The sequence below is a fragment of the Halomonas elongata genome, from assembly GCF_029081005.1.
In the GTDB taxonomy this organism is placed as follows: domain Bacteria; phylum Pseudomonadota; class Gammaproteobacteria; order Pseudomonadales; family Halomonadaceae; genus Halomonas; species Halomonas elongata_B.
The window spans coordinates 17174-43770 of sequence record NZ_JAJQTQ010000020.1; the positions used below are offsets into that span (position 1 = coordinate 17174).

Sequence of the window (26597 nt, forward strand, 5' to 3'; positions counted from 1 at the left end):
TGACGCGGGTCGCTATCTTTGTTGGCTTCGAGCTTCGAGCTTCGAGCTTCGAGCTTCGAGCTTCGAGCTTCGAGCCACTCGCTGCTCGAAACTCGTCGCCCGTGACTGGCGCGAAGCGCCTTACTGACAGGCCTCGCAGCCCAGCTCGTCGATCTCGCCCGCCGACGGCGCCCGGGAACCGCTGCCGCTCTTGCCCTGCAGGAAATCGTCGACGCCGCGTGGTTCCTGTGCCTGGGGCGTGGCCTCGGGGGCGGGCGCCGAGGCAGTGGAAGGCGAGGCGTTGCTCACGGCATTGAGGTTGCCGCGATCGACCGTGGATTTCTCCACCGAGGTGGCGCCCAGGGCACGCAGGTAGTAAGTGGTCTTGAGGCCGCGGAACCAGGCCATGCGATAGGTCACGTCGAGCTTCTTGCCGGAGACGCCCTGGATGTAGAGGTTCAGCGACTGGGCCTGGTCGATCCATTTCTGGCGACGCGCGGCGGCTTCCACCAGCCACTTGGGCTCCGTCTCGAAGGCAGTGGCGTACTTGGCCTTGAGGTCCTCGGGGACGCGGTCGATGGCCTGCACGCTGCCGTCGTAGTACTTGAGGTCGTTGATCATTACCTCGTCCCACAGGCCGCGATCCTTGAGGTCGTTGACCATGTAGGCGTTGACCACGGTGAACTCGCCCGACAGGTTCGATTTGACGAACAGGTTCTGGTAGGTCGGCTCGATGGACTGCGAGACGCCGCAGATGTTGGAGATGGTCGCGGTCGGGGCGATGGCCATGACGTTGGAGTTGCGCATGCCCTGCGCGGCGATCTTGTCGCGAATGCGATCCCAGTCCTGGGTGGCCGAGGTGTCGACCTCGATGTACTTCTCGCCGCGCTCCTGCTTCAGGTTCTCGATGGAATCGATGGGCAGGGTGCCTCGGCTCCACAGCGAGCCTTCGTAGCTTTCATAGTGCCCGCGTTCGGCGGCCAGGTCGCTGGAGGCCTCGATGGCGTGGTAGCTGACCAGCTCCATGGATGTGTCGGCGAAGGTCACGGCCTGCTCCGAGGCGTAGGCGATGTCCTGGGCGTAGAGGGCATCCTGGAAGCCCATGATGCCGAGTCCGACCGGGCGGTGCTTGAAGTTGGAGCGCTCCGCCTGGGGCACCGCGTAATAGTTGATGTCGATGACGTTGTCGAGCATGCGCACGGCGGTGCGTACGGTCTTCTTCAGCTTGTCGCCGTCGAATTGGCCGTCCACCACGTGCTGGGCCAGGTTGATGGAGCCCAGGTTGCACACCGCGATCTCGTCGGGGCTGGTATTCAACGTGATCTCGGTGCACAGGTTGGAACTGTGGACCACACCGGCGTGCTGCTGCGGGCTGCGCAGGTTGCACGGGTCCTTGAAGGTGATCCACGGGTGGCCGGTCTCGAACAGCATCGACAGCATCCGGCGCCACAGGTCCTTGGCGCGGACGCGCTTGAACAGTTTGAGCTGGCCGTTGCGCGTCATCTCCTCGTATTCCTGATAGCGCTTCTCGAAGGCGGCGCCATACAGATCGTGGAGGTCCGGGCAGGTGGCCGGCGAGAACAGTGTCCACTCGCCATCGTCGAAGACACGCTTCATGAACAGGTCCGGCACCCAGTTGGCGGTGTTCATGTCGTGGGTGCGGCGGCGGTCGTCGCCGGTGTTCTTGCGCAGCTCGAGGAATTCCTCGATATCGAGGTGCCAGGTCTCGAGGTAGGCGCAGACAGCGCCCTTGCGCTTGCCGCCCTGGTTGACGGCCACGGCGGTATCGTTGACCACCTTGAGGAAAGGCACCACGCCCTGGGACTTGCCGTTGGTGCCCTTGATGTAGGAACCCAGTGCGCGCACCGGGGTCCAGTCGTTGCCGAGGCCGCCGGCCCACTTGGAGAGCAGGGCATTGTCACGAATGGCGCTGTAGATGTTGTCCAGGTCGTCCGGCACCGTGGTCAGGTAGCAGGAGGAGAGCTGGCTGCGCACGGTGCCCGCGTTGAACAGCGTCGGCGTGGAGGCCATGTAGTCGAAGCTGGAGAGCAGCTCGTAGAACTCGATGGCCCGCGCCTCGCGGTCATCCTCGTTGAGTGCCAGGCCCATGGCGACGCGCATGAACATCACCTGAGGCAGCTCGTAGCGCACCTCGTCGCGGTGGATGAAGTAGCGGTCGTACAGCGTCTGCAGGCCCAGGTAAGTGAACTGGGCGTCGCGGGTGTGATCCAGGGCGTCACCCAGTCGTTCGAGGTCGAACTCGGCGAGCTGCGGATCGAGTTGTTCGAATTCGATGCCACGGGCGATATAGGCCTGGAAGGCCGGCTTGTAGAAGTCGGCCATCTCCTGGTAGGTCGCCTCGTCGGCGATGCCCAGGAACGACAACGCCTCACGGCGCAGGTTGTCCTGCAGCAGGCGCGCGGTGACGTAGGTGTAGTTGGGGTCCTTCTCCACCAGGGTGCGCGCGGTCATCATCAGCGCCTGGGAAACGCCGTCGACGGTCACGCCGTCGTAGAGGTTCTTCAGCGAGTCCTCGACGATCCTGGCCGGCTCGACATTGGTCAGGTTCTCGCAGGCGTCGAAGACCAGGGTCTCGACCCGGCCGAGGTCCAGCGGACGAGTGCTGCCATCGGGGGCGGTGACGTTCAGCGAAGGATGCGGCTTGGCGATGTCGGCACCGGACTCGGCCCGGGCGCGAGCATGTTCCTCGCGGTAGAGCACGTAGGCTCGCGCCACTTTTTGCTCGCCGGCGCGCATCAGGGCAAGCTCGACCTGGTCCTGTATGTCTTCGATATGCAGGGTGCCGCCGTCGGGCATGCGACGCAGGAAGGCCTGCTCGATGTTCTCCGAGGCGCGCTGGACGAAGTCACGGACACGCGAGGAGGTCGCGGCGTTGTCTCCCTCCACGGCGATGAAGGCCTTACTCAGAGCCACGGCGATCTTGCCGCCATCGAAGGGCACCACGTCGCCGGTGCGCTTGATGACACGCAGCGTCTGCGGGGCGGTAACGGAGACGGACGGATGGTCCGGGGTAACGGGGGTATCCATGGCGCCGGGGTTCCCTACCTTAGGAGTCGAAAAATGGGTGATGAAGACCGCCGTTGAGCGGTTGTTGACAGAATTTTGGAAAGTTGCTAAGGGTACACTATCTTGTGTTCCAGTCCAATTGGGACACAAGATAGTGTGCTTTTTACGGGGCTTCAAGTGGATAAGTTGTGGATGAGCTGTGGCCATCCGGGGGGTGTTTTGCGAGGAGTCGACGAGCCCGCATGGTTGAGCCGATCATGCACTCTCAGTGTGTTCCCGGATCGAGCGTAAGAGGCGTATGTCGAGTATCCTTTACCCTTGGCGCGTCCTTTTCCGCCGGCAAGGGGGCAGCCTGCCCGGCGCCGATCATGGCCGGGTTTCTGGACGGAGGCGCCTGTTTAGGGTGTCGTACAGCCGACGACGCTCCGTTGACCGATCACTGCCTGTCGAGGTGACGACTGAGAATGGAAGCTAGCGTGGACTCCCCTGGCATGGAACATGTACTGATCATCGAAGACGATGAGCGGCTGGCCGAACTGACCCGAGACTACCTGGTAGCCAATGGCTTTCGTGTGACGCTGGAGGCCGATGGCGCCCGGGGCGTGCAAGGCATCCTCGATCTGCAGCCGGACCTGGTGATCCTCGATCTCATGCTGCCGGGCGAGGATGGCCTGTCGATCTGCCGACGGGTGCGAGGGGAATACCCCGGCCCGATCCTGATGCTCACTGCCCGCACCGATGACATGGACCAGGTACTGGGACTCGAGATGGGAGCGGATGACTATGTGGCCAAACCGGTACAGCCCCGGGTGTTGCTGGCGCGCATGCGGGCCCTGTTGCGTCGCAGCGAGCCGGCGGGCACCGGTAATGCCGAGGCCCGCCTGTTCTTTCGCGATCTCGAAATCGACAGTGGCACGCGCGAGGCCTGGCTGGGCGGCGAACGTATCGACCTGACCAGTGCCGAGTTCGACCTGCTCTGGCTGCTTGCCAGTCACGCCGGGAGCGTACTGACACGGGAAGAGATCTTCGCACAATTGCGTGGCATCAAGTATGACGGTCAGGATCGTTCCATCGATGTGCGGGTCTCACGGATCCGGCCCAAGATCGGTGACGACCCGCACCATCCGCATCGCATCAAGACGGTGCGCAGCAAGGGCTATCTATTCGTTCGAGACGCCTGATGCCACTGTTTCGACTGCTGCCGCGTGCCCTGATCGACAGCACCTTCCTGCGCGTCTATGTGCTGCTGGCCCTTGCCCTGATACTGGCCCTCGGGTTGTCCCTTTCGGCCATTTCGCTGGTCGACAAGGTGCGTCGAGAGCAGTACCACGAGCGGCTGGCCGAGGTGCCGATGACGCTGTTCGCAGAGCGTCTGGTGGCAATGCCCGAGGCGCGCCGGGCCGCCTGGCTGGCGAGGCATGGCGAACGGCTCGGCATCGACCTGACCCTGCACGAGCGCCGAGACTATCCGCTGGGGTATTTCGAGCGCATGCGACTGTCCGAGGGGCAGACCCTGGTGAGTCGTACCTCGAGCGGAAGCTGGGAGCTGCATCGTCGGTTACCCGGCGGCCCTCGTCTGTTGCGTGCCGAAATGGGCGAGGTGAGCGAAGCGCAACTGAAGGGGCTGGTGCGAGTGCTGGAGGCGTGGTGGCGGGAGCTCGAGCCGGAGGTACGGAAAAGCCGGCTGTCGGATCTGGGCAATCCGGCGGTGCCCTTGGCGTTCGATGCTACACCACCACCTCGGGATGCCATCGAGTGGCCCGAGAGATCGCAGGAAAGCAGCATCGTGACACGCCTGCATCCGGCGGACGGGGCATTGTCGTTGTATCTGCGGTTGTCCGGAGAATCATCAGAGCCCGGTTGGCTGGCCGTCGGGCCGTTGCGCCCTTACCAGCCACCGTCTTTCCCGGTGCTGTCGCTGGTGGTGGTAATGGTGCTCGGGATCCTGGCGGTGGTCATCTATCTGATCGTGAGCGGCGTGGAATCGCGCATGACGCGTCTCGAGCAGGCCGCCACGCGAATTGCCGGGGGGCGCCTGGATACCCGCGTCAAGGTTCACAGCGGCGATTTTCTCGGCCGTCTGGGGATGGCTTTCAATGGCATGGCGGCGCAGGTTCAGGTATTGCTGCGGGCCCAGCAGGACATGACCCGGGCGGTGTCTCACGAGCTTCGCACGCCCGTGGCACGGATTCGTTTCGCGGTACAGATGGTCGAGGACATGACCGATGACCCCGCGGTGCAGCGCCAGTTGCGCGGTGTGGATGGCGATATCGCCGAGCTCGATGCCCTGGTCGATGAGATTCTCACCTATGCGCGGCTCGACAGTCATGCGGCCAATGGCGTGGAATTCGAGATCGAGCCGGTGGCGGCGCGTACCCTGGCCGAACAGGTCATCGCGTCCTTGAGTGATCTGCACGGGCATCTCGACATCGTCCTGGTCGCCGGGCCCGACGTCGAGGCGACGGCCGAGCCTCGTTATCTGCAGCGTGCCTTGCAGAACCTGGTGAGCAACGCCTGCCGCCATGCGGTATCCCGGGTCCGGGTGAGCGTGGAAGGGGAGGTCGGCCTGGTACGTTTCGATGTCGAGGACGATGGGCCCGGGGTGCCGGAGCGTGCGCGTCGCGAGATATTCAAGCCTTTTGCTCGCCTCGACGACAGCCGTGACCGTCGGTCGGGTGGCTATGGCCTGGGCTTGTCCATTGTGCATAAGGTCATGACCTGGCACGGGGGCAGCGTGATGGTGGATACCAGCCCGACACTGGGCGGCGCGCGTTTCACGCTGCTGGTGCCCCGGCGGGACGCCACCATAACCGGGGAAACATGAGCGTCGTCGGGACAGGGGCGGTTCTCAGGCCGGCTTGATGCCTTCCAGTACCGCGAAGGAGGTTTCCCGGGCCGTACGCAGGAAGTCTTCCATCCAGGGCGCCTCCCGGGTGTCCTCGCGGATCGCCGCAAATAACGTGCTCCACACACCACGCTCGCCGAGTGCCACCGCCTTGACGTAGTCGCGCTCCAGGTATTCGGTCAAGGCCCAGTTGGGCAGCGCGCAGACGCCCCGGCCGCTGGCCACCAGCTGCATCATCATGATGGTCAGCTCGGCGGTGCGGATCTCCCTTGGCTGTACGCCGGCGGGATCGAGAAACTGGGTGAAGACATCCAGACGAGCATGCTCCACGGGATAGGTAATGAGCGTCTCGTCGGCGAGTGCCTCCGGCGAGACATGAGGGCGCTCGGCCAGGGGGTGGTGGCGGGAGACCGCGAGCAATCCCTCGTAGCGGAACAGCGGCTCGTAATGGACGCCGGGCAGGGGTTGGGGGTCGGCGGTGATCACCAGGTCGAGTTGCTCCCGGGCCAGGGCCGTCAGCGGTTCGAAATGATGGCCACCGGGGATATCGACCTCCACCTCGGGCCAGTGGTCACGGAAATGATCCACGGTGGGCATCAGCCACTGGAAGCAGCTATGGCATTCGATGGCCATGTGCAGCCGGCCTTGTTCATTGCCGGCCAGTCGTGCCAGGTCGCGTTCGGCCATGCGTACCTGAGGCAGCACCTGCTCGGCCAGGGCCAGCAGGCGCAGGCCAGCACGAGTAAAGGTCACCGGCCGGGTCTTGCGGAGGAAGAGCGGGCTGCCCAGCCGCTCCTCCAGATCCTTGATCTGGTGGGAGAGGGCCGACTGGGTCAGGTGCACACGTTCGGCGGCTTCCACCAGGGAACCGGCGTCACGCAGGGCGACCAGGGTGCGGAGGTGGCGCAGTTCGAGCATGATCGTGAGCTTTTTTCATGTTCAGGATTAGTAAGTTTAGTTTGATTCAGTCGTGGTGGCTAGCGAGACTGGTCGCGATCACTCAAACCGCTCGGGACTTCCTCATGACGCTCACACATGTACTCGGTTATCCGCGCATTGGCGCAAATCGCGAATTGAAGAAGGCGACCGAAGCCTACTGGAAAGGCGGCCTCGGCCGCCAGGCGCTCGAGGACGAGGGCCGCGAGCTGCGCAAGCGCCATTGGGCGGCGCAGCGCGACGCCGGCCTCGATCTGGTCACCGTGGGTGACTTTGCCTTCTACGATCAGGTGCTCAACATCTCGGTGTTGCTGGGTGCGGTACCGGCGCGATTCGGTGCCGAGGACGAGCTGGCCCGGGGCGAAGTGGACCTGGATACCGCCTTTCGCATGGCTCGGGGGCGGGCGCCCCGCGGTGAGCCTGCCGCCGCCTGCGAGATGACCAAGTATTTCGATACCAACTATCATTACCTGGTCCCCGAGCTGCATGCCGGTCAACGGTTCCGGCTGGCCAGTTCGCGGCTGTTCGACGAGGTCGAGGAGGCGAAAGCCGAAGGCCATGCGGTCAAGGTGGCACTGACCGGTCCGCTGACCTGGTTATGGTTGGGCAAGGGGCGTGGCGACAATGCCGAGGACGTCGACCGCCTCGCGCTGCTCGATGAGGTGCTGGAGGTCTATGGCCAGGTACTTGCCAGGCTCGCCGATCAGGGCGTCGAGTGGGTGCAGCTCGACGAGCCCGCCCTGGTTCAGGATCTGCCCGCTGACTGGAAGCAGGCTTTCGAGCGTGCCTACCATCAACTGCAATCGGCGCCGGTGAAGCTGCTGCTGGCCACCTACTTCGGTAGCCTGGGCGACAACCTGTCGCTGGCCGTCGGCCTGCCGGTGGATGGCCTGCACCTGGATGCGGTGCGGGCGCCGGATCAGGTCGAGACGGTGGTCGACCGGCTGCTGCCCCACAAGGTGCTGTCGCTGGGCGTCATCGATGGTCGCAACATCTGGCGAGCCGATCTGGCGGCATTGCGTGAGCGCCTGGTGCCGCTCAAGGCACGCCTGGGCGAACGCCTCTGGGTGGCACCGAGCTGCTCGTTGTTGCATGTGCCGGTGGACCTGACCGCCGAGACGGATCTCGATGCCGAGCTCAAGAGCTGGCTGGCCTTCGCCCGACAGAAGCTCGACGAGACGGTGGTGCTTGGCCGTGCGCTGAACGAGCGTCTCGCGGCCGAAGACGAGACCTTCCTGGCCGACGCCTCCGCGGCCCTGGCCGCGCGTCGCGAATCGCCGCGCATCCACCGATCAGCGGTAGCCGAGCGGCTGTCGGCGGTGAGTGTCGCCGACAGCGAGCGCGATCACCCTTATGTCGAGCGGGCGCGTGCCCAGCGTCGGCACCTGGCGTTGCCGTTGTTCCCGACCACCACCATCGGTTCCTTCCCGCAGACCACCGAGATCCGCCAGACGCGTCGGGCCTACAAGCAAGGTGAGCTGTCCCCCGTCGACTATGAGACACGCATGCAGGCCGAAATCGCCGAGGCGGTGTCCCGCCAGGAGGCCCAGGGCATCGATATGCTGGTTCACGGCGAGGCCGAGCGCAACGACATGGTCGAATATTTCGGCGAGCAGCTTGATGGTTTCGCCTTTACCCGCTATGGCTGGGTGCAGAGCTATGGCTCCCGTTGCGTCAAGCCGCCGGTGCTGTTCGGCGACGTGGCGCGCCCCGAGCCGATGACGGTGCGCTGGAGCCACTATGCTCAGTCGCTGACCGACAAGCCGATGAAGGGCATGCTCACCGGCCCCGTGACCATCCTGCAGTGGTCTTTCGTGCGCGATGACCAGCCCCGCGAGACCACCTGCCGGCAGATCGCCCTGGCCCTGCGGGACGAAGTGGCCGACCTGGAAGCGGCGGGGATCCATGCCATCCAGATCGACGAGCCGGCGTTGCGCGAGGGGCTCCCGCTGCGCCAGGCCGAGTGGCAGGGCTATCTCGACTGGGCGGTCGACTGCTTCCGATTGAGTGCTGCCGTGGCCGATGATGCCACCCAGATCCACACCCACATGTGTTATTCGGAGTTCAATGACATCATCGCCTCCATCGCCGCGCTGGATGCCGATGTCATCACCATCGAGACCTCGCGTTCCGACATGGAGCTGCTCGATGCCTTTCGTGATTTCGACTATCCCAACGAGATCGGGCCGGGGGTCTATGATATCCACTCGCCGAATATCCCCGAGGTCGACTGGATGGTGCAGTTGATGGAAAAGGCGGCCGAACGGATCCCCGTCGAGCGTCTCTGGGTCAATCCGGATTGCGGCCTCAAGACCCGTGGCTGGGCCGAGGTTGAACCGGCCCTGGCCAATATGGTCGAGGCTGCTCGACGCCTGAGACAGCGGCATGGCTGAAGGCCCGAGGGCCAACGATAATGCATGATACTGGCCGCCGGGCGGCGTCAATCTGTCCGGCGGTTTTGTTATCCTGTCGGTACGATGGATGGATGTTGACCCTACAAGGATAATTTGCCATGCCCCGCATTGCTTTCGCCGCCTGGCGGCGTCTTGCCCCTTCGCTGATGGTGTTCGGCCTGGTCGGTTGTGCCGCGTCCTCTCCCGAGCCTGATGTCGCGCCGCCACCGCCCGAGGCCGATACGTCGGACGACGCGGCCAGGGCTCCCCTGCTGCCTTCGGCGCTGTTCCCCGGCGATGCCGAACACTTCGTCGGCTGGCGTTGCACGCCGGATCAAGGCCTGGTGACCGCCCACAACGAAGACGACCTTCGCCTGTGGTCGGCGCATGGCGCCTATCGCTTGAGCCCGGCCGTGGTGGCCAGTGGTGCGCGTTACGAGCAGGGGGATCTGAGCTTCTGGTCGAAAGGTGACGAGGCCGTGGTCGAGAGTTCCCGGGGTCGCCTGGAGTGTCAGCAGGATACCCGACACCGTGCCCTGACCCGGACGTCACACCCCGACGTGATGTTCCAGGCTCGCGGCAACGAGCCGGGATGGCACATCGAGCTGGCCAACGACACGCCACGGATTGCCATGTCGCTGGACTATGGGGAGCGTGAGGTGACCTTGCCCTATCGGGTGACATCGCTGGATAACGAGACGGGACGGGTGACGCTGGCCAGTGGTCAGTCGGCGCGCCCCTTCGAACTGCGCATCGAGGCGCGAGCCTGCTTCGATGACATGAGCGGGCAGCCCTGGCCGGCCCGGGTGACGCTCTCGCTCAATGGCGAGACCTATCGAGGCTGTGGGCAGGGCATTGCCCCTTAAGGGAAACACTGAATAAATGCCTGCGCATGCAAATCGCTGCGCTATAGCCGCCATCCCTGGCGGCTACCCTGCGGGCCCGTCTAAAGACGGTTCAAATTCGCTCCTGGCGAATTTGTGTGCGGTGCTCGAAAGCTCGCCTAACCTCATGTTATGTCTCGCTTTCTGTGCTCCTGACGTCTTGCGCTTCGCTATGCTCGGCTATTTATTTAGCATTTCCTTAGAGGAAAAGTGTCTGCGCTCGCCGACTTTTCGACATTCATGCCCGATGACCCTCGCTTTGGCTTATCCCCGGCGTCCATGGCCATCGGGAGTTTGCTAATGCTTTCTGAATACAGCACAAGGAAGCCTGATTCGAATATTTCGAAAGTTAGGAGTGGTTTTTCCCGCTTATCATCGACAAAAGCGAACATATACTGGTGATCATTCTTCCATGTCTGCTGTATGAAGGAGATCACCATGACCACTCGCGTTCTCGTTCTGACGTCTTCCATCCTCGATGGCAACTCCCTGGCACTGGCCGAGCACTTCAAGGCGCAGATTGCCCGGCGCGATGACATCGAGGTCAGCACGCGCGACCTGATCGCCGATGAGCTCCCCCACCTGGGGTTGCCGGAACTTTCCAGCTGGCAGGTGTCGGCGGATGAGCGCACGCCCGAGCAGCGCGAGCTGGCAGCGCGTTCCGACACCTTGATCGATGAGCTCCAGGCTCATGATGTCCTGGTGTTGGCGGTGCCGCTCTACAATCTGGGCATCCCTTCACAGATGAAGGCCTGGTTCGATCGCATCCTGCGCGCCGGTGTCACCTTCCGTTATACCGAGAACGGTCCCCAGGGCCTGCTCGAGGGCAAGCGGGCGATGATTCTCGCGGCCCGGGGTGGCCAGTATGCCGGTACCGAACTCGACAGCCAGACGCCGCATCTCAAGCATATGCTTGGCCTGATCGGTATCACTGAGGTCGATACCGTGTTCGCCGAGGGGCTGGCCATGGGTGAGGCCCAGCGCGACGCCTCCATGGGCGAGGCGCGCCAGGCGATCGACGGGCTGGTGACTCGCCTTTGAGGTCATTATCCCGGTTCAGGGCGTTCGGCGGGCGGTCTTTCGACCGCCCGCTTGCCGTCGTGGGCGGGTTGTCGGCATGGGCCGGGCACCTCGACGATCCATTCCCGGGGCACGAAACGGCTGGTGCACAGCATGGGCTCCGGGGCCAGGATGCGTCCCACGAGGCGCCGCATGGCGGCGCTGTCGTCGCCACTCGCTTCGGGTAGCTGTCGGGTCGTCGCCAGAGGCTGCCACTCCATACCCTGTCGGTCGGCCAGGGCGTAACGAAACGGGTGGAACCCCGGGAAGCCGAGTCGCAGGTCGGTGGCCACCAGGGTCTCGCGGTCGTCCCGCGTGACGATGTCGAAGCGCAGGAAGGGGCCGGCGAACCAGTCCAGCCGTTGCCCGGCATCGCTGATCGATGCCACCGGTTCCAGGTCGGTCCCTCGCGAGAAGGTTTCCAGTGTCGGCGAATGGTCGCCGTCGAAGACGCCGACCAGCGACTCATGATAGTCACCACCATCGATGATGGTGGCGCGCCACAGCAGGATGTTGAAGGGCGTCGGTTGTACCAGGCGTGGCGCCTCGGTGAGGCCGTGTTCGGCCAGTACCGGCGTCAGGCGGTGCTCGACCAGGGTCTTGGCGCTCAGCGAGACGACCAGATAGGTACAGGACAAGGCCAGGCCCCAGGTCGGAGCGCGGTACCCGTTGCCGGTGATCAGCGCCATGATGATGCTGGCCAGCAGCGGCAGGCTGTATAACGGATCGATGATGAACACCAGGGGCCACGCCGTGGGTCGCACCTCAAGGGGCCACCAGATCTGGGTACCGTAGGTGGTCAGGGCATCGAGCAATGGGTGGGTCATCAAGCAGAGCCCGAAGAAGGTCAGCCAGCGCCCGAGCCCGATGTCTCGCAGCGGCATCAGTCGCCGGGCGAGCAGAGCCGACACCGTTGCCAGGCCGGCGAGGACGAACAGTGAATGGCTGAAGCCCCGGTGTCGCGTGACATTGGCCACGGCGTCGCCATAGTCGATGACCACGTCCAGGTCCGGCAGGGTTCCCAGTATGGCACCGAACAGCACGGCTCGGCGCCCCAGGCGCCGGCCCAGCACGACGCCGCCGATGGTCGCGCCCAGGGCGGCTTGCGTTACCGAATCCATGGCGGTCTCACGTCTCCCGGGTCCAGGGCGGGGCGGCGGCGAGAATGCGGCGCTGAACCGGACAATCGTCGCGATGGGCACCAGGCAGATACCCGGTGCTCATCAGGAATTCACCGACGATCTCGGGACCGGTGAAGCGGAAGGTGCGCTTGAACAGTTTCACCCAGTCGCCGTGCGATAGCGGATGATGCTGGTCCAGCCAGGCACGGAAGCTGCCATGCTCCTTGCGCAGCGTCTGGATCACGCCAGCGTTGTGGATCGTGGCAGACACCTTGAGGCGATTGCGAATGATGCCGGCGTCGTTCAGCAGGCGGGCCTGATCCGCCTCGCCATAGGCGGCAACCCGATCGATGGAGAAGTTCTCGAAGGCCGTGCGAAAGGCATCGCGCTTCTTCAGGACGGTGAGCCACGACAGGCCGGCCTGGTTGATTTCCAGTATCAGGCGCTCGAAGAGGGCATCATCGTCTTTCACCGGGAAGCCGTACTCGTGGTCATGATAGGGACCGTGAAACGGGTGGGCCGGTGCAAGGTCACAATAGTCGCTCATGGGGTATCGATCTCGTCGCGGAGGTGGCGGATCGATGACAGAATGCCCCTATTCGCTCTCACTGTGAACAAGGAGATTCTCATGCAATACCTGCATACCATGGTTCGGGTTGCCGATCTCGAGGCATCCCTGCATTTCTATTGCGACCTGCTGGGGCTCAAGGAAGTGCGCCGCAAGGAGAGCGAAAAGGGGCGCTTCACGCTGGTGTTTCTCGCGGCACCCTCCGACGAGGCGCGCTCGACGGAGCTTCAGTCCCCGGAGCTCGAGCTGACCTGGAACTGGGACCCCGAGACCTATACTGGGGGGCGCAATTTCGGTCACCTGGCCTATCGCGTCGACGACATCTACGCGCTGTGTCAGCACCTGCAGGACAATGGGGTGACCATCAATCGGCCGCCACGCGATGGCCACATGGCCTTCGTGCGTAGCCCCGACGGAATTTCCGTCGAGTTGCTGCAGGCCGGCGAGGCCCTGGAGCCGAGGGAACCCTGGGCGTCCATGGAGAATACCGGTACCTGGTAATGCGGCGTTCGGAGCTGGCCCAGGGTGCGCATTCATGACGTGTGAATGTCGTCCTTGTGCTAGCTTCACCTTGTGGTCTGCATGGATGTGGGACTGCATGGGCCCGTCGGGAACGGGCCTGGCTCTTGCCGCTGTTCGCTGCGTTGTCGCGCAACTTGGGTGGGGCGGCCAACGCCGACAGCGACGGCGTCATGCAACCGGTGACAACCGGTGAGGGTGTCAGTCTGGCCGGACCGCCATGCGGCCGCTGCCGAGGAACACCAGGGCCAGGGCGCTGAACAGGAACATGCCTTGCAGCTCCAGCGCCCAGCCGCCGCTGTCACCGAGGCGGAAGAGTTCGCCCATGTGTACCAGAACCACGGCGACCAGCATGTTGCCGGCCATCAGCAGTCCTGCCAATCGAGTCCTCCAGCCAAGGATGGCCATCATCGGGGCCAGTACTTCGCCGATCAGCACGCCATAGGCCAGCCATGACGGTAGCCCTTGATTGGCCAGGAGGTTCTCGATCCACCCCAGGGTGCCGGGATCGAGCAGCTTGGCGATACCGTGGAGCAGTATCAGTCCTCCCACGGCGAGACGCAGGATCAGTTTGCCGAGAGCGTCGTTGTGCAGGGCGTCTAGCATGCAGTTTTCCTTCATCGAGATCGGTAGTGACAGCATTGTCCTGATCCCCGTGCTGGGGCAAGCTGAGGCGCGTAGTCATTCATGCGGGTCCCGTCTCGCATTTCCCCAGTCGCAAGGAAGATAGCACGATGACCATGACGTTACGCCGTATCCTGATGATGACCGCCATTGCCGTGGGACTCGCGGGTTGCGCCAGTGAGCCGGAGACGGGCGTTGCTCCCGATGGCGATGTCTCGGGGCCGGTAGTGGGGCCGCGTTGGAACCTGCTGCTGGTGGGCACCAGCGAACGCCTGGATCTGTCGCCCACGCCGTATTTCCGGATTACGCCCGATGGCAGGGTCAGCGGCCACGACGGCTGTAATCAGTTCGGCGGGACTGTCGAGCTCGATGACGAGAATCGCATCGAATTCGGCGAGCTGAGGTCGACCATGATGGCATGCCCTGACATGCAGGATGCCGATCGTGTCACGGCCATGCTCGATGAAGCCTATCGCTATCTGATCGACCACGACAGGCTGGTGTTCTTCGGTCCCGATCAGCGCGTACTGGGCGGGTTCCAGCGTGCCGATTGATGGGCACTGAATGATGCGACCACATCGACCGCCCCGAGGCGGTCGATGTGGAAGGATACAGCGCCGGCTCAAGGGATCAGTAGAGCAGGGCGAAAAGCTTGCGTCGGTAGGCCACGGTCAGGGGATGATCGGCCCCCAGGGCATCGAAGACGCGCAGCAGCGTCTTGCGGGCGGCGTCGTCACCGTAGGCACGATCCGAACGCATCAATGCCAGCAGGGTCTCGAGGCCGGTCTCGTACTGGCCATCGGCGACCTGGCGCAGGGCCCGCTGATAGCGAGCCTCGCTATCGTCGCGTTCTCCCAGGGCGGCGATCTCCTCGGCGGAAGGCGCCTCCTCGCCGAATTCGATACTGGCGCGTACGCCCCGTGCCGGTGGGGCATCGCGTTCCTCCGGCGGCAAGGCCTCGAGCATCTGCCGTGCCTGCTGCGGCTCGCCATCGGCCACCAGGGCGCGAGCCAGCTCCACCTGATAGGCGGTATGGTCGGGCCACTGCTGTACGAGTTCCTCGTAGATGCGGCGAGCGGTGGCACTGTCACCGGCCTCGAGGGCGGCGGCGGCCTGTTCCTCGGGGCTTTGCTGCGCGCCCTCGGGGGCCTGGAAGTACTTGCCGAGCCATTCGCGGATAGCCTGCTCCGGCTGCGCTCCCTGGAGCTGATCCACCAGGCCGCCCTGGCTGACCAGCTTGACGTCCGGTGCCGACTGGACGCCCAACTGGCCCGCGATGTCCGGGTTGTCGTCGATGTTGAGCTTGCCGAGGATGAAGGCGCCGTTGTGCTCCCGGGTCAGCTTCTCCAGCACGGGCACCAGATTCTGGCTGGGCTCCGACGATGGTGCCCAGCAGGTGAGCAGCACGGGAATCTGCATGGAGGTTTCGAGCAGCTGCTGGATATTGCCGCGATCGACGTCGATGATGACATCGGCATCGGATGGCTGGCCCTGGGAGGGGGCGGTGTTCTGTTCCGCGGTGCCGTCGGAAGTGAGCGGCTCGCCGGTACGAGGGTCGACGATCGGCATGGTGTCAGGCCTTGAATATGAGTGAGTTTGCCATGGAAGATGCGGGTGACACGGGATGGATTCAAGGGGGATGCATCGCGATGGGCGTGTTCCCTCCCTATCCTCGAACGACTGGCTGCGGATGGGGCGAGCGATTGGCAGCCGTTCCTGTTCCTCTGAGGAACCGGTTTTCTCGATGCTTGACTATCCCACTTCCCAGGAGAGCGGACGATGGAAATACCTCACCAGCGCCTGATCTATTTCCAGCTGACGGTGGAGACCGGGTCGATCCGTGCTGCTGCCTTGCGACTGGACATCGCCCCTTCGGCTGTGAGCCGACAGATCGGGCTGCTGGAGTCGGCTCTGGACGCTACCGTGCTGGAGCGGAGGCGCGATGGCGTGCATCCCACGCCGGTAGGCGACATGCTGCTCGACTACTGTCAACGGCGTACCATGCTGGATCGCCGCTTCAGCGATGAGCTGGATGCCTACCAGCGTCTGGAGACCGGTCAGATCACCCTGTGCGTGGGCGAAGGCTTTGTCGGTGACCTGATCGATCATCCGTTGCGTGAGTTCACGGAGGCGTATCGCGGCATTCGTCTGGAGGTCGATACCGGCAGTACCCGGCGGATCATCGAGTCGGTGGTCAACGACGAAGCACACATCGGATTGATGTACCACGAGCAGGTCCATCCCCATCTACGCTTCTGGCATTCCACCCGTCAGCCCTTGATGTTGTTGATGGCGCCGCAGCATCCCCTGGCGGCGAGCGAGGAGCCGGTTACCCTCGATACCCTGGCCCAGCATCCGTTGGCGTTGTGGCACCCGGGCCATGGGGTGCGCGAGTTGGTTGACCTGGCCTTCCGCGAGGCAAACCATCGGCCCATCGTGGGTATTCAGACGGGGTCGCTGGAAGTATTGAAACACTCGGCGCGGGCGTCGCTTTGCGTGACGCTGTTGCCACGCTTCGCTGCCGCCCGGGAGTTGGAGGAAGGCACGCTGGTGGCTCGCGACGTGGTGGGCAAGCACTTCGGTCAAGCCAATGCCCATATGGTGACTCGTATCGGGCGTCGCATGCCGCGCGCAGGATTGCAGTTGCTGCGCCACCTGCAACAGTGGATGAGCGCCTTCCGTTGCGAGGATACCACTCTCGGCGCCTGAGCGTGCCCGAGCGGCCGGGCCATGGTACAAGCCAGGGCCTAGATCTTGATGTCGTAGTCGACGTACTTATGCATCAATTCGTCGTAGGTACCGTCTAGCTTGATCTGGTGCAACGCCTCATTGAACTGTTCCGCCAGGGTTTCGTTACGAGGATGGAAGGCTACCGCCACGCCGTGTCCGAAATAACTCTTGGGCTCACGGATCAACGGCGAGCTGGTGACGATGTTGCTGTCTTCAGCGTCGACGTCGAGCGCTGACAGGGCGAGCGGGTAATACATGAAAGCGGTGTCGAGACGGCCCGTCCTGACGTCCAGGGCTAGATCTTCGCCAGTGTCATAGCGCCGTACGTCGACGATCTCACCATAAGTATCGGTGATGTAATTATCGCGGATGGTGCCACGCTGCACGCCCACTGTCAGGCCTTCCAGCGCGTCACGGTCCTCGATATCGACCTCGTGGTCTGCCTGGGTCACCCAGACGCTGGGGTTGCTGTAGTAGGGCTCGGAGAACAGCACCTTGTGGCGGCGCTCTTCGGTGATCGCCATCGACGACATGATGGCGTCGTACTTGCGGGCCAGCAGACCCGGTATGATGCCGTCCCAGCCTTGCTCTACCCACTCGCACTCGCGTTCGATACGCCGGCACACTTCCTCACCGAGCTCGACCTCGAAGCCTGTCAGAGTGCCATCGGGCAGGCGATATTCGAAGGGTTCGAAGGGGATGTCCACGGCGAGCCTCAGTGGATCATCGGCGTGGGACGGATTGGCAATCAGCAGCGTCGTCAGCGTAGCCGCCAGTCCTGAGGGGATACGAAACATGGTATCTTCCTTGTGGTTATTATATGAAATGGTAATAAAGCTATCATGCCGCCCGTAGCTGGGTCATGGCAGAAGGTTCGAAGTCCTGTGCCTCACAGCCGACGGTGAGCCATCCTTGCGGCAGGGGGCGCTCAGGCGGTACGACTCTCTTGTGTGCTTATCCGGGCCTCCTGGAACGGTTGACGCGCCTCTCCAGTCGTCCTGGGGGGCGTCGGTGAAAAGGCTGGCGTGAGATTATCGCAAGGTCGCCGAGCGCTCTTCGAAGCACAGCAGGGTGCCGCCCAGTACTGCTGGCGCGATGTCGCTGCGCTTACGTGATATCGGTTGCCAGGCTACATCATGTGCGGCCCAGTGGGCCTGGGCCGTGGCGATCGATTCACACGCCAGGCTCAGCGCCACGCCGCGAGTTGGGTGGGGTTCGATGTCGTGCAGCAGCGGGAAGCGTGTCGCGAGGGCCGACGGCGTGAGCAGATAGGCGTTGCCCTTCTCGGTCTCGATGCAGTAGCCCCCCTCGCAGTGATGTACAGCCTGGTCACCGTGTATGGTGCGAAACGCATTGGTGTCCTGCTCGGGCGCGGCGCTGACATACCATACGGCGGTGATACCCTTGGCGGTGTTGGGATGGTGCTCCAACGATGAGTCGGTTCGGAAAAGCTCTGGTCGCAGTTGCTGGCACAGGAATTGGGTGAGGTAGGGGACCCGAGTGTCGTGCAGGATGTCGAGCGATACCCCGACCTCCTCTGTGCGGCCGCCCGGTAAGTGGGCCTGTCGACGAAATACGATTGGCGATGGTGGTTTGGCGCCGCGCAGGATCAGCGTCTGGTGATCCCGAGCCATGTCCTCGCTCTCGAGCGCCAGCATGGCGATCCCCTCGCCGATTTGGAGCCGGTCAGCCACTTGCTGTCCGAACCGGAAACCGTTGGCATCGCGATAGTCGAGTAACTCCGGGCGCCCGATGCCAATCAGCTCGATGAAATTTTCGGGGAAGAACAGCAAGTAGTTGTCCGTTCCCCAGGGATGCTGGTGTCGTGGGTTCAGCCGAAAGCCGAGCCGCCGGGCCTGATCGGCGGCGGCTTCCAGGTCATGGACGGCGACCAGGGGATGATCGATACCAAGGCTCATTGGTCATTCTCCTGGTGCGGTTGACTGTCTCCATAGCCCATGGCGGCTGTGGCGTCGGGGGCGGTTTCGACCCATACGCTGCGGGGAATGCTGTATTCGTGCAGGCCGTCGAGGCCGCTGGAGCGCCCGTAGCCACTGTCAGCGAAGCCTCCGAAGGGGGACATCACGCTGATGCTCTTGTAGCTGTTGATCCAGACGGTGCCGGCGCGCAAGCGATGAGCGATGCGCATCGCCTTGCCGGTATCCCGACTCCATACGGCGCCAGCGAGCCCGAAGCGTGTGCCATTGGCCAAGGCAATAGCTTCATCCTCATCCTTGAAGGGCATGATCACCAACACCGGACCGAAGACTTCCTCGTTGGCGATCGCCATATCGGGCGTGACGTCGGTCAGAATCGTAGGGGCCAGAAAGTAACCTTCGGCGGCGTCCGCCGGCAGATGGGCCGGAGCTCTGCCGCCGGTCAGCAGGGTGGCGCCCTGGGCCACTGCCTCGTCGATGATCTGGTGGACCCGGCGCAACTGGGCTGCATTCTGGAGGGGCCCCATGCGAGTGGTGTCGTCATCCGGCAGGCCCACGGCGATGGTTTCCGCTGCACGTGCCAGACGCTCGGGAAGTTCTGCCATCAGGCTCTCCTGGAGCAGTAGACGCGAACCGGCCACACAGCTCTGTCCTGCCGCAGCAAAGATCGCCGCCTGGGCACCGATGACGGCATCGTCGATGGCGGCATCCTCGAAGACGATATTCGCCGATTTTCCCCCCAGCTCCAGGACGCTCGGCACCAGACGATGGGCCCCTGCCTCGGCGATGCGGCGCCCGGTCTCGGGAGAGCCGACGAACACCAGCTTGGCAATGCCGGAGTGCGACGTCAGGGCCTTGCCGGTGGTATGGCCCAGGCCATTGACGATACCGATCAGTCCCTTGGGTAGCCGGCCGCCTCGCTCGAGCAGCATGGCGAGTATCACCGAGGTCAAGGGTGTCAGCTCCGAAGGCTTGAGCACGGCCGCATTGCCGGCGGCCAGGGCTGGGGCGAGCTGCCAGCCGCAGGTGAACATCGGAGCATTCCAGGGCGTGATCTGACCGACCACGCCGTAGGGAATGCGCTGGACGTAGTTGAGGTGAGAGGTGGGTACGTCGATGACCTCGCCGTGTTGCTTGTCGCACCAGCCTGCGTAGTACTCGAACATTTCCCGAACCTTGCCCACTTCGCCACGGCAGTCGCGCAGGGGCTTGCCGGCGATCAGGCTTTCGAGTCGAGCCAGGCTCTCCTCATGGCCATCGAGCCCTCGTGCGGCACCTTGCATGCGCCGACCGCGTTCGCTGGCGCTCATTGCGAGCCATGCCTGTTGCGCGGTGGTCGCGGCCTGCACGGCCTCATCGACGAGTTGCCGGTCGGCGTCTCGATAGTAGAGCAGTGGCAGGTTGGTGACTGGGTCAAGTAACGTGATGTCCTCGCCTGCCCCCTGGACGGGTTGTCCGGCGATCCAGTTGGTCATTGGCACCTCGGCGTCGCTCATGCCATAGGCGTCGAGTAACTGTGCCACGGCTTCGCAGTTTCGCTGGTTAAGGAGATTCATTGTTGATCGTCCTCCCGATTTTCAGAAACGTCGCGGTCGGCGGCTTCGAGCATTCGGTGCGCTACGCAGTTGAAGTCTTCGGCGTCAGGGAGTGCCTCAGGGGCGGCATGCCAAGTATCCAGGACATGCTTCAGCAGGCCGTCCGGCAGGCCCAATTCGTGAGCTGTCCGATAAGCCAGATGCAAGTCCTTGCGCATCAATCCCATCGTGAATCCTGAATCGAAGCTGCCCGAGAGAATCCAGCGGGGAAAGTTGATCTCGCTGACGGCGCTGCGGCCAGAACCACTGTTGAGTCCTTGCAAGCAGGCTTCTGGATCAACCCCCGCGCGGCGTGCCATGGCAACGGCTTCGGCCGTGGTGAGGAGGTGGGCCGCACATAGATAGTTGTTGGCTAGCTTGACGACATGGCCGCTACCCGGGCCGCCTACGTGGGTTGTTTTCACTGCCAAGGCGTCCAGCACGGGACGTATGCGTTCCACCGTGGCGGTAGCGCCGCCCAACAGCATACCCAGTTGGCCACTGATGGCGCCGGTGGGCCCGCCGCTCACAGGGGCGTCGAGCCAGACCAGGCCGGCCTTCTCGACGTCGGCGGCCAACTGGCGGGAGATGACGGGGTCGCTGGTGGACGTATCCATGATGACGCTGCCGGTCTCCGCTCGGAGGAGTAAACCCTGAGAGCCCTTCAGGACCTCACGCACGTGCTCCGAGGTTGGCAGAGAGAGTAGATAGACATCGCTATGGCCGATCGCTTCCGGTGCCAGGGTCGTGATGCCCTCGTCGCCCAGCCGTTGCCGAGCCCCTGTATCGATATCGCTTCCCACGACGGTGAAACCGGCTCGGTGCAGCGTGAGCGCCATGCCTCGCCCCATGTTGCCTAGCCCAACGACGGTGATGGTCATATCGGTCAAGGTGGTCTCCTTATTGGTTGATTGCTTTGTTCGATTCGTTACTACCCGATGCCCAGCAGCCAGCGTGGCAGCATCAGGGAAACCCAGGGCAGGAATGTCACCAGCAGCAGGATGGGCAAGTGACCCAGCAGGGTGAGCTTGAGAGTGGGAACGAGGTACTCGGAGAGCTGGCTCTTGCCGATGCCACCGGCCATGAACAGCAACGGAGCACAGGGAGGCGTGACATTGCCAAGCCCCAGGTTGGTCCCGACGATGGCGGCAAAGTGCAGAGGGTGAAGGCCTAGTTGCTGTGCCACGGGCCAGAGCACCACGGCCGCCACGATGCTGCCGGACACGTCATCGATCAGCATGCCGATCGCTAGCAATACCAGGTTCAGGATCAGCAGGGAGGCCCACGGCGAATCGGTGATTCCCAGCAAGAAGTCGCTGATTTGTCCAGGGATTTGCTCGAGAAGCATGGCGCGGCTCATGATCGCCAAGGCAAACAGGATGACGATGAGGGCGCCGGAAATACGTGCGGCATTGACGACTTCACGGCCAATACCTGCCGGTTCGAGCCCCCGGTAGATCACCGTGCCGATGAGGATGACGTACCCTACGGCGACGGCTGCGGCTTCGGTCGGCGTGAACAGGCCGCTGTATATGCCCCCCAGCATCAAGACCGGCATGAATAGTGCCCAGGCGGCGTGACGGAAGGTGTGAGTGACTCGCCGCAGGTACGTCGTGGTATCGGGCGATGCGACGGTCGCGCCGTCATCCGGCCAAGCTGTCGGCTCGGCGGGGGCGTAGCGCATGTTGAGGAGGCAATACATCAGGGCGATCAATACGCCGGGCACCAGCGTGGCGAGAAACGCGGCAGTGACCGGGATACCGGTCATGAGAGCAAAGACGATCATGGGAATGCTGGGGGGGATCAGCTGTGCCAGCACCGAGGAGCAGGCGACCAGAGATACCGCATAGCCTCGGTGGTAGCCACGATCCGTCATACGCTCGATCATCAAGCCGCCGATGGCGGCGATGGCTGACGAGCCACTGCCGGAAATGGCGCCGACCAGCGTGCAGGTGATGACGGTGACGGCGCCGATTCCACCTCGAAGCCGTCCCACCACCGCTTCGATGAAGGCCAGCAATCGCTCCGCCACGCTGCTGGCCTTCATCAATTGACCGGCTAGAACGAACAGTGGGAGCGCCAGAAGGGCGAAGCTGCCGACTTGCCAGAATGCCTGGGCGAGCATGTAATCCAGTGGACGTCCAGATATCCAGATGAATGCCAGCGCCCCCATGCCGAAGGCGTATGCAACAGGAATTCCCGAAAGCAGCAGCATGACGATAGCGCAAAGCAGCAGGCCGAATAGCATCATGCTCGGCGCTCCTCTATCAGCCGCAGGCACAGACGCAGCGAAAAGAGGGTCGCCAGCAGGAAACCGCATGCCATGGAAGCGGCCCACAACCAGGTCGGCCAGCTCATGTATGTGCTGGTTCGTCCAGATTCGAACAAGGATAGGGTGTACTGAAGGGCTAACCAGCAGAAGATGGTATTGGCTATCAGTGTGAAGCCTGCTTCATAGACGGCCAGCAACCACCTGCCGCGAGGCGATGTCACGAGCAGGTCGGCAATGCCTCCACGGATTTGCTCCCCTGATCGAGTGGCCAAGGCCATACCGAGGAAGTAGAACCATACGCCGAGCAGTACGCCGATCTCTTCGATCCCGAGAAAGCCGCTTTCCATCATGTAGCGCATGATGACTTGAGCCAGCATCAGCCCTGTCAAGGCGATACCGCCAAATACCGTCAGGCCGTTCACGCAGCCTGACAGGCTGGTGACGAAGCGTCTCGAGAGGGTCATTGAATGTCTCCAGGCAGCGGTGGGCACCTGGCCCACCGCTTGGGAAGAAACTGGTCAGGGTGTGGAGGTCGTTGCTTCACGCACGGTATCGATAAGCGCCTGGCCGACTTGTTCTTCCATCCAGGGCCAGACCTCGTCACGAGCCAGGGCTTGGGCTTGCGTCATTTCTGCTTCGCTCAGCTCGACGATCTCGACACCGGCCTCGCGAATCTTCGACTTGAAGGTTTCGCTGGTGTCCCGGGCCTGCTCCCAGGCGACGTCCAGGGCGTCATCACGTGCCTCCAGGATGGCCTGTTGTTGTGCTTCGGGGAGGCTGTCCCACCATTGCTGATTGACCACCCACGCGCCTTGCTCGAAGGAGTCGTTGGTGAGGATGTAAGAGGACAGGACATCGCGCATCTGCCAAATTTCCGCAGGAGTGGCGTAGGCTCGCCCATCGACCGTTCCGAGCTGCAGTGCGGTATACAATTCGGCATAAGGCATGGGGACGGGGGAGAAGCCGAATGTCTTGAATTGCTCGACGCCGATTGCGACCGGCGCCACGCGGAGCTTGATTCCCTGGGCATCATCGGGGAAGGCCGTGGGCACGCGATCGTCACCCTTGCGCATGGCCAAACCATAGAAATCCACCGGGATGATGCCGAGTAGTTTCATGTCCAGGTCGGCGTAAATTTCTTCGTATAGCGGGAATAGACTGCCGTCGATACGGATGGCGCTTTCCGCACTCTCCCAGTCCTCGAAGGCATAGGGTAGCAGGGTAATATCGAGTCGCTTGTCGAGGTCGGAGGCCGCATAGGTCATAGACATGGGCAATGCCCCTTGTGAAACCTGCTCGAAGAGCGAAGTCCAGTCGCCGAGGTCTCCCGCGGGATGGTATTCGATATTCAGTCCGGCCTCGTCGGGAAGAGCATCCATGAACGCCTGCGCCGTGGTGTGCATGATGTGGTCTTCCGGCATCGGAGTGGCCAGAATCAGCGATTCCTGCGCCTGAGCGGCAGCGCTGAGGCCCAGAGTGATGGCGGCAGTCATGGTGCTTAATCGAAATGCTGACATGATCGTCTCTCTTTGTTGGTTTTGGGTAGAAGCCAGCGTGACGGCGTGGGTTGAGTATCAAGTCGTCGATTGCTTACCAAGTAACTGCTTGACGAGCTGCACCCAGTAACTCACACCAATGGGCGATAATTGGTCGTTGAAGTCGTAATGGGGGTTGTGCAGGGCAGGGCAGTTTTCGCCGTTGCCAAGCCAGATGTAGGCGCCGGGTCGCTCGTTCAACATGAAGGCAAAGTCCTCCGATGCCATGCTGGGTGGCAGGTCGCGATGCACCCGAGTGATTTCCGGCATGGCGTCGAGCACTGCGGTACAGTGCTGGGCGTGCTCTGGGGTGTTGAACGTCGCCGGGTAGCGTGGCTGGTAGTCAAGGTCGGCTTCCAGACTGTGGAAGTGTGCCAGGGCTTGCACGGCATCGCTGAAACGCTGCGCCAGGTGCTGGCGCAACGTCTCGTCGAAGCAGCGCAGGGTGCCGCGTAGCTCGACGGTCTGGGGAATGACGTTGAAGGCGTCGCCAGCGTGGAACTGAGTGACGCTGAGCACCGCCGTCTGGTGGGCGGGTGTCTCTCGGCTGATCAACCCTTGCAGTTGGTTGACCAGTTGGCAGGCGGCGAGGAGAGTGTCACTGCCCAGGTGAGGCATGGCCGCATGGCAGCCATTGCCTTTGAGCTTGAGGGTGAAGACGTCGAAGGCCGCCATCACAGCGGTGTCGTGCACAGCTGCCTCGCCCACCGGGAGCCCTGGCCAGTTGTGCACTCCGTAGACGGCCTCCATCGGAAAGCGCTCGAAGAGGCCCTCTTCGACCATCACCCGACCGCCGCCTTCACTCTCCTCGGCGGGCTGGAAGATGAAGTGGACGCGTCCGGCAAAATCCGGTTTCCGGGCCAGCCGGCACGCTGCGCCAAGCAACATGGTGGTATGACCATCGTGGCCACAGGCGTGCATCTTGCCTCGAGTCTTTGAAGCGTAGGGCAGGTCGTTGGCCTCGGTGATATCCAGGGCATCGATATCGGCGCGCAGGCCGATGGTCGGGCCCGGTCCTTGACGTCCCTCCAGCGTGGCGACGATGCCGGTCCCACCACCCAGCCCGGTGGTGAACTCGAGGCCAGCCTCGCGGAGGATCTCGGCTATCCGATGGCTGGTGCGATGTTCCTCGAAAGCCGTCTCGGGATGGCGGTGAAAGTCTTGCCGCCAGTTGAGCAGTGTCTCGGCTTCGCGGGGCGGAAAGGCATTGGCGGTCATGGTCATTCGGTCCTCGTTCACAGCAGCAGGTCGGCGATCACGGCGGAGGCGATGAAGGTGCCGGTGAATACCAGCAAGGCGATGAGTATCAGCTTCCAGCCAGCCTGTCGGAACATGGTCAACTCACGGTGGGAGAGTGCCAGGCCCGCATAGGCCAGTACCGGCGTGACAATGGCCAGGAAGCTGACCGCGCCGAGTCGGTCGACCAACCAGGCGTTGCCCGGGACCCAGGGCAGGGTCATCAGGATGCTGACCAGCGAGACCCAAGCCACTCCCGGTAAGTAGAAAGGCGCGTAGCGGGTCACCACCAGGCCGATCATGGTCATCACGTAGAGAATCAGCATGCCCGGCAGCGCCTCGACCAGGCTGGAACCATTGATGGTGTTGGCGATCCAGGCAACGACACAGGCCGTCGCCATGACGATGGCGGTCTTGCCCAGATTCTGTTCGGGGCGTTCTTCCCGAGGTGTATCGCTCACCTCATTGTCGGTGATCTGGGCGCCCACGGGCTTGGCCTGCCGCTTGCCGGTCAGCATCGTGTAAAGCTTCTCGGCGATGGGAAGGGCGATGAACAGCGACAGATAGAGGCCGGTGGCGTAGGTCATCAGGTTGCTGGCGCCGGCAAAGGCGAGCAGCTCATCCTTCATTTCCGGTAGTGAACCGGCGATGGCCGCCGAGCAGGCAGCGACCATGCTGCCACTACCCACGCCGCATGCCATGGCCAGGGCGCGCGGGTCGAGAATGTCCAGCGAGGTCAGGTAACCGGCCATCAGGGCGAACCACAGGGTGCCGAACATGGTGCCAACCACGTAGGTCCCCATCACGCCGATGCCCTCGGGCCCCTTGAGTCCATACTTGTCGGAGATCACTGCGATGTTGGGCTCGCGGGCGATGGAATAAGTGGCACCGATGGCCTCACGGCCCATCTTGAATACGAGCACTGCTATGGGCAGGGCAATCAGCATGGTGCCCAGGTTGCCCAGTTCCTGGAGGATCAGTGCCGGTCCGGCGTTGATGAGATCCTCGATGGCAGGGCCGATGGTCGAACCAAAGCGAGCAATGAACGGCATAATCGACAGCAGGATCAATGGCCCGGCGGCCTGGCTAAGTTCCTTGGGAAGGAACCTGCCAGCGGTGCGTGTCACGTTTGGATTAGTGATCACGCCGATAATGAAGGCGTAGAACAGCGGCAGCAGAAGAAGGGTTCCTGGGCCCATGGGGACTCGGAGGATGCCGATGGCCTCGGAGATCAGCGATATGGCGATGACCAGCGCATGGAGGCGCCAGTCCAGCAGTTTGGAAAGGGGCATGGGTCGTCCTTCCTGGTCGGTTTGTGGTTATTGCTATGCCAGCGGCGTGTCCGTTGAAGTATTGTA

Annotated in this window: 23 protein-coding genes; 8 read left to right on the forward strand and 15 right to left on the reverse strand. The window is 63.1% G+C overall.

The genetic code is table 11. The annotated features are described in order from the left end of the window. Positions 1–120: 120 nt before the first annotated feature. On the reverse strand, positions 121–3027 hold the full coding sequence (locus tag LU493_RS14275) for a ribonucleoside-diphosphate reductase subunit alpha (protein WP_275288460.1): 2907 nt from the start codon (positions 3025–3027) through the stop codon (positions 121–123). Between the two features lie 443 nt (positions 3028–3470). Here LU493_RS14275 and LU493_RS14280 point away from each other — a divergent pair, with 443 nt between their 5' ends. Together LU493_RS14280 and LU493_RS14285 are read left to right on the forward strand one after the other, a co-directional pair. Beyond that, a complete protein-coding gene (locus tag LU493_RS14280) occupies positions 3471–4187 on the forward strand; it encodes a winged helix-turn-helix domain-containing protein (RefSeq protein WP_275288461.1) in 717 nt (238 codons plus the stop codon). Continuing rightward, complete coding sequence (locus LU493_RS14285; protein WP_275288462.1) at positions 4187–5830, forward strand: ATP-binding protein; 1644 nt, start codon at positions 4187–4189, stop codon at positions 5828–5830. The genes LU493_RS14280 and LU493_RS14285 overlap by 1 nt, the downstream gene beginning before the upstream one ends. A gap of 24 nt (positions 5831–5854) precedes the next feature. Here the strand turns inward: LU493_RS14285 and LU493_RS14290 are convergent, their stop codons facing one another. Continuing rightward, positions 5855–6769: a LysR family transcriptional regulator gene (locus LU493_RS14290; protein ID WP_275288463.1), complete on the reverse strand. Its 915-nt coding sequence runs from the start codon at positions 6767–6769 to the stop codon at positions 5855–5857. A gap of 104 nt (positions 6770–6873) precedes the next feature. On the opposite strand from LU493_RS14290, the gene metE reads away from it, so the two are divergent. From metE to LU493_RS14305, 3 genes are all read left to right on the forward strand, one after another. Further along, positions 6874–9180: a 5-methyltetrahydropteroyltriglutamate--homocysteine S-methyltransferase gene (gene metE, locus LU493_RS14295; protein WP_275288464.1), complete on the forward strand. Its 2307-nt coding sequence runs from the start codon at positions 6874–6876 to the stop codon at positions 9178–9180. A 119-nt stretch (positions 9181–9299) separates the two neighbouring features. Next, positions 9300–10046, forward strand: a complete 747-nt coding sequence (locus tag LU493_RS14300) for a COG3650 family protein (protein ID WP_275288465.1) — start codon at positions 9300–9302, stop codon at positions 10044–10046. A gap of 456 nt (positions 10047–10502) precedes the next feature. Continuing rightward, on the forward strand, positions 10503–11105 hold the full coding sequence (locus LU493_RS14305; protein WP_275288466.1) for an FMN-dependent NADH-azoreductase: 603 nt from the start codon (positions 10503–10505) through the stop codon (positions 11103–11105). Positions 11106–11110: 5 nt separating this feature from the next. On the opposite strand, the gene LU493_RS14310 is transcribed toward LU493_RS14305, so the two are convergent. After that, positions 11111–12244 carry a metal-dependent hydrolase gene (locus LU493_RS14310; RefSeq protein WP_275288467.1) on the reverse strand — a complete coding sequence of 378 codons (1134 nt, stop codon included), beginning with the start codon at positions 12242–12244 and terminating at the stop codon, positions 11111–11113. A 7-nt stretch (positions 12245–12251) separates the two neighbouring features. Continuing rightward, positions 12252–12791 carry a DNA-3-methyladenine glycosylase I gene (locus LU493_RS14315; RefSeq protein ID WP_275288468.1) on the reverse strand — a complete coding sequence of 180 codons (540 nt, stop codon included), beginning with the start codon at positions 12789–12791 and terminating at the stop codon, positions 12252–12254. Positions 12792–12872: 81 nt separating this feature from the next. Here LU493_RS14315 and LU493_RS14320 point away from each other — a divergent pair, with 81 nt between their 5' ends. Further along, a complete protein-coding gene (locus LU493_RS14320; RefSeq protein ID WP_275288469.1) occupies positions 12873–13313 on the forward strand; it encodes a VOC family protein in 441 nt (146 codons plus the stop codon). Between the two features lie 219 nt (positions 13314–13532). On the opposite strand, the gene LU493_RS14325 is transcribed toward LU493_RS14320, so the two are convergent. Then, complete coding sequence (locus LU493_RS14325) at positions 13533–13937, reverse strand: DoxX family protein (RefSeq protein WP_275288470.1); 405 nt, start codon at positions 13935–13937, stop codon at positions 13533–13535. Between the two features lie 128 nt (positions 13938–14065). Between LU493_RS14325 and LU493_RS14330 the strand changes: the two genes are divergently transcribed. Continuing rightward, positions 14066–14509, forward strand: coding sequence for an META domain-containing protein (locus LU493_RS14330; protein ID WP_275288471.1), 444 nt, complete (start codon positions 14066–14068; stop codon positions 14507–14509). 76 nt (positions 14510–14585) lie between these two features. On the opposite strand, the gene LU493_RS14335 is transcribed toward LU493_RS14330, so the two are convergent. Beyond that, positions 14586–15524 (reverse strand): tetratricopeptide repeat protein, encoded by a 939-nt coding sequence (locus LU493_RS14335; protein WP_275288472.1) that lies wholly within the window; start codon positions 15522–15524, stop codon positions 14586–14588. Between the two features lie 210 nt (positions 15525–15734). Between LU493_RS14335 and LU493_RS14340 the strand changes: the two genes are divergently transcribed. Next, positions 15735–16664, forward strand: coding sequence for a LysR family transcriptional regulator (locus LU493_RS14340; RefSeq protein ID WP_275288473.1), 930 nt, complete (start codon positions 15735–15737; stop codon positions 16662–16664). A gap of 38 nt (positions 16665–16702) precedes the next feature. On the opposite strand, the gene LU493_RS14345 is transcribed toward LU493_RS14340, so the two are convergent. From LU493_RS14345 to LU493_RS14385, 9 genes are all read right to left on the reverse strand, one after another. Next, positions 16703–17482, reverse strand: a complete 780-nt coding sequence (locus tag LU493_RS14345; protein ID WP_275288474.1) for a transporter substrate-binding domain-containing protein — start codon at positions 17480–17482, stop codon at positions 16703–16705. A 234-nt stretch (positions 17483–17716) separates the two neighbouring features. Further along, positions 17717–18604 (reverse strand): VOC family protein, encoded by an 888-nt coding sequence (locus LU493_RS14350; protein ID WP_275288475.1) that lies wholly within the window; start codon positions 18602–18604, stop codon positions 17717–17719. After that, on the reverse strand, positions 18601–20178 hold the full coding sequence (locus tag LU493_RS14355) for an aldehyde dehydrogenase family protein (protein ID WP_275288476.1): 1578 nt from the start codon (positions 20176–20178) through the stop codon (positions 18601–18603). The genes LU493_RS14350 and LU493_RS14355 overlap by 4 nt, the downstream gene beginning before the upstream one ends. Continuing rightward, on the reverse strand, positions 20175–21182 hold the full coding sequence (locus LU493_RS14360; protein WP_343076094.1) for an NAD(P)-dependent oxidoreductase: 1008 nt from the start codon (positions 21180–21182) through the stop codon (positions 20175–20177). Before LU493_RS14360 ends, LU493_RS14355 begins: the two co-directional genes overlap by 4 nt. Beyond that, positions 21128–22447, reverse strand: a complete 1320-nt coding sequence (locus LU493_RS14365) for a TRAP transporter large permease (RefSeq protein ID WP_275288477.1) — start codon at positions 22445–22447, stop codon at positions 21128–21130. The genes LU493_RS14360 and LU493_RS14365 overlap by 55 nt, the downstream gene beginning before the upstream one ends. After that, positions 22444–22890 carry a TRAP transporter small permease gene (locus tag LU493_RS14370; RefSeq protein ID WP_275288478.1) on the reverse strand — a complete coding sequence of 149 codons (447 nt, stop codon included), beginning with the start codon at positions 22888–22890 and terminating at the stop codon, positions 22444–22446. Before LU493_RS14370 ends, LU493_RS14365 begins: the two co-directional genes overlap by 4 nt. A 96-nt stretch (positions 22891–22986) precedes the next feature. Then, on the reverse strand, positions 22987–23961 hold the full coding sequence (dctP, locus tag LU493_RS14375) for a TRAP transporter substrate-binding protein DctP (RefSeq protein ID WP_275288479.1): 975 nt from the start codon (positions 23959–23961) through the stop codon (positions 22987–22989). 81 nt (positions 23962–24042) lie between these two features. Beyond that, on the reverse strand, positions 24043–25221 hold the full coding sequence (locus LU493_RS14380) for a M20 aminoacylase family protein (RefSeq protein ID WP_275288504.1): 1179 nt from the start codon (positions 25219–25221) through the stop codon (positions 24043–24045). Positions 25222–25238: 17 nt separating this feature from the next. Then, positions 25239–26531: a DUF3100 domain-containing protein gene (locus LU493_RS14385; protein ID WP_275288480.1), complete on the reverse strand. Its 1293-nt coding sequence runs from the start codon at positions 26529–26531 to the stop codon at positions 25239–25241. Between the last annotated feature and the right edge of the window lie 66 nt (positions 26532–26597).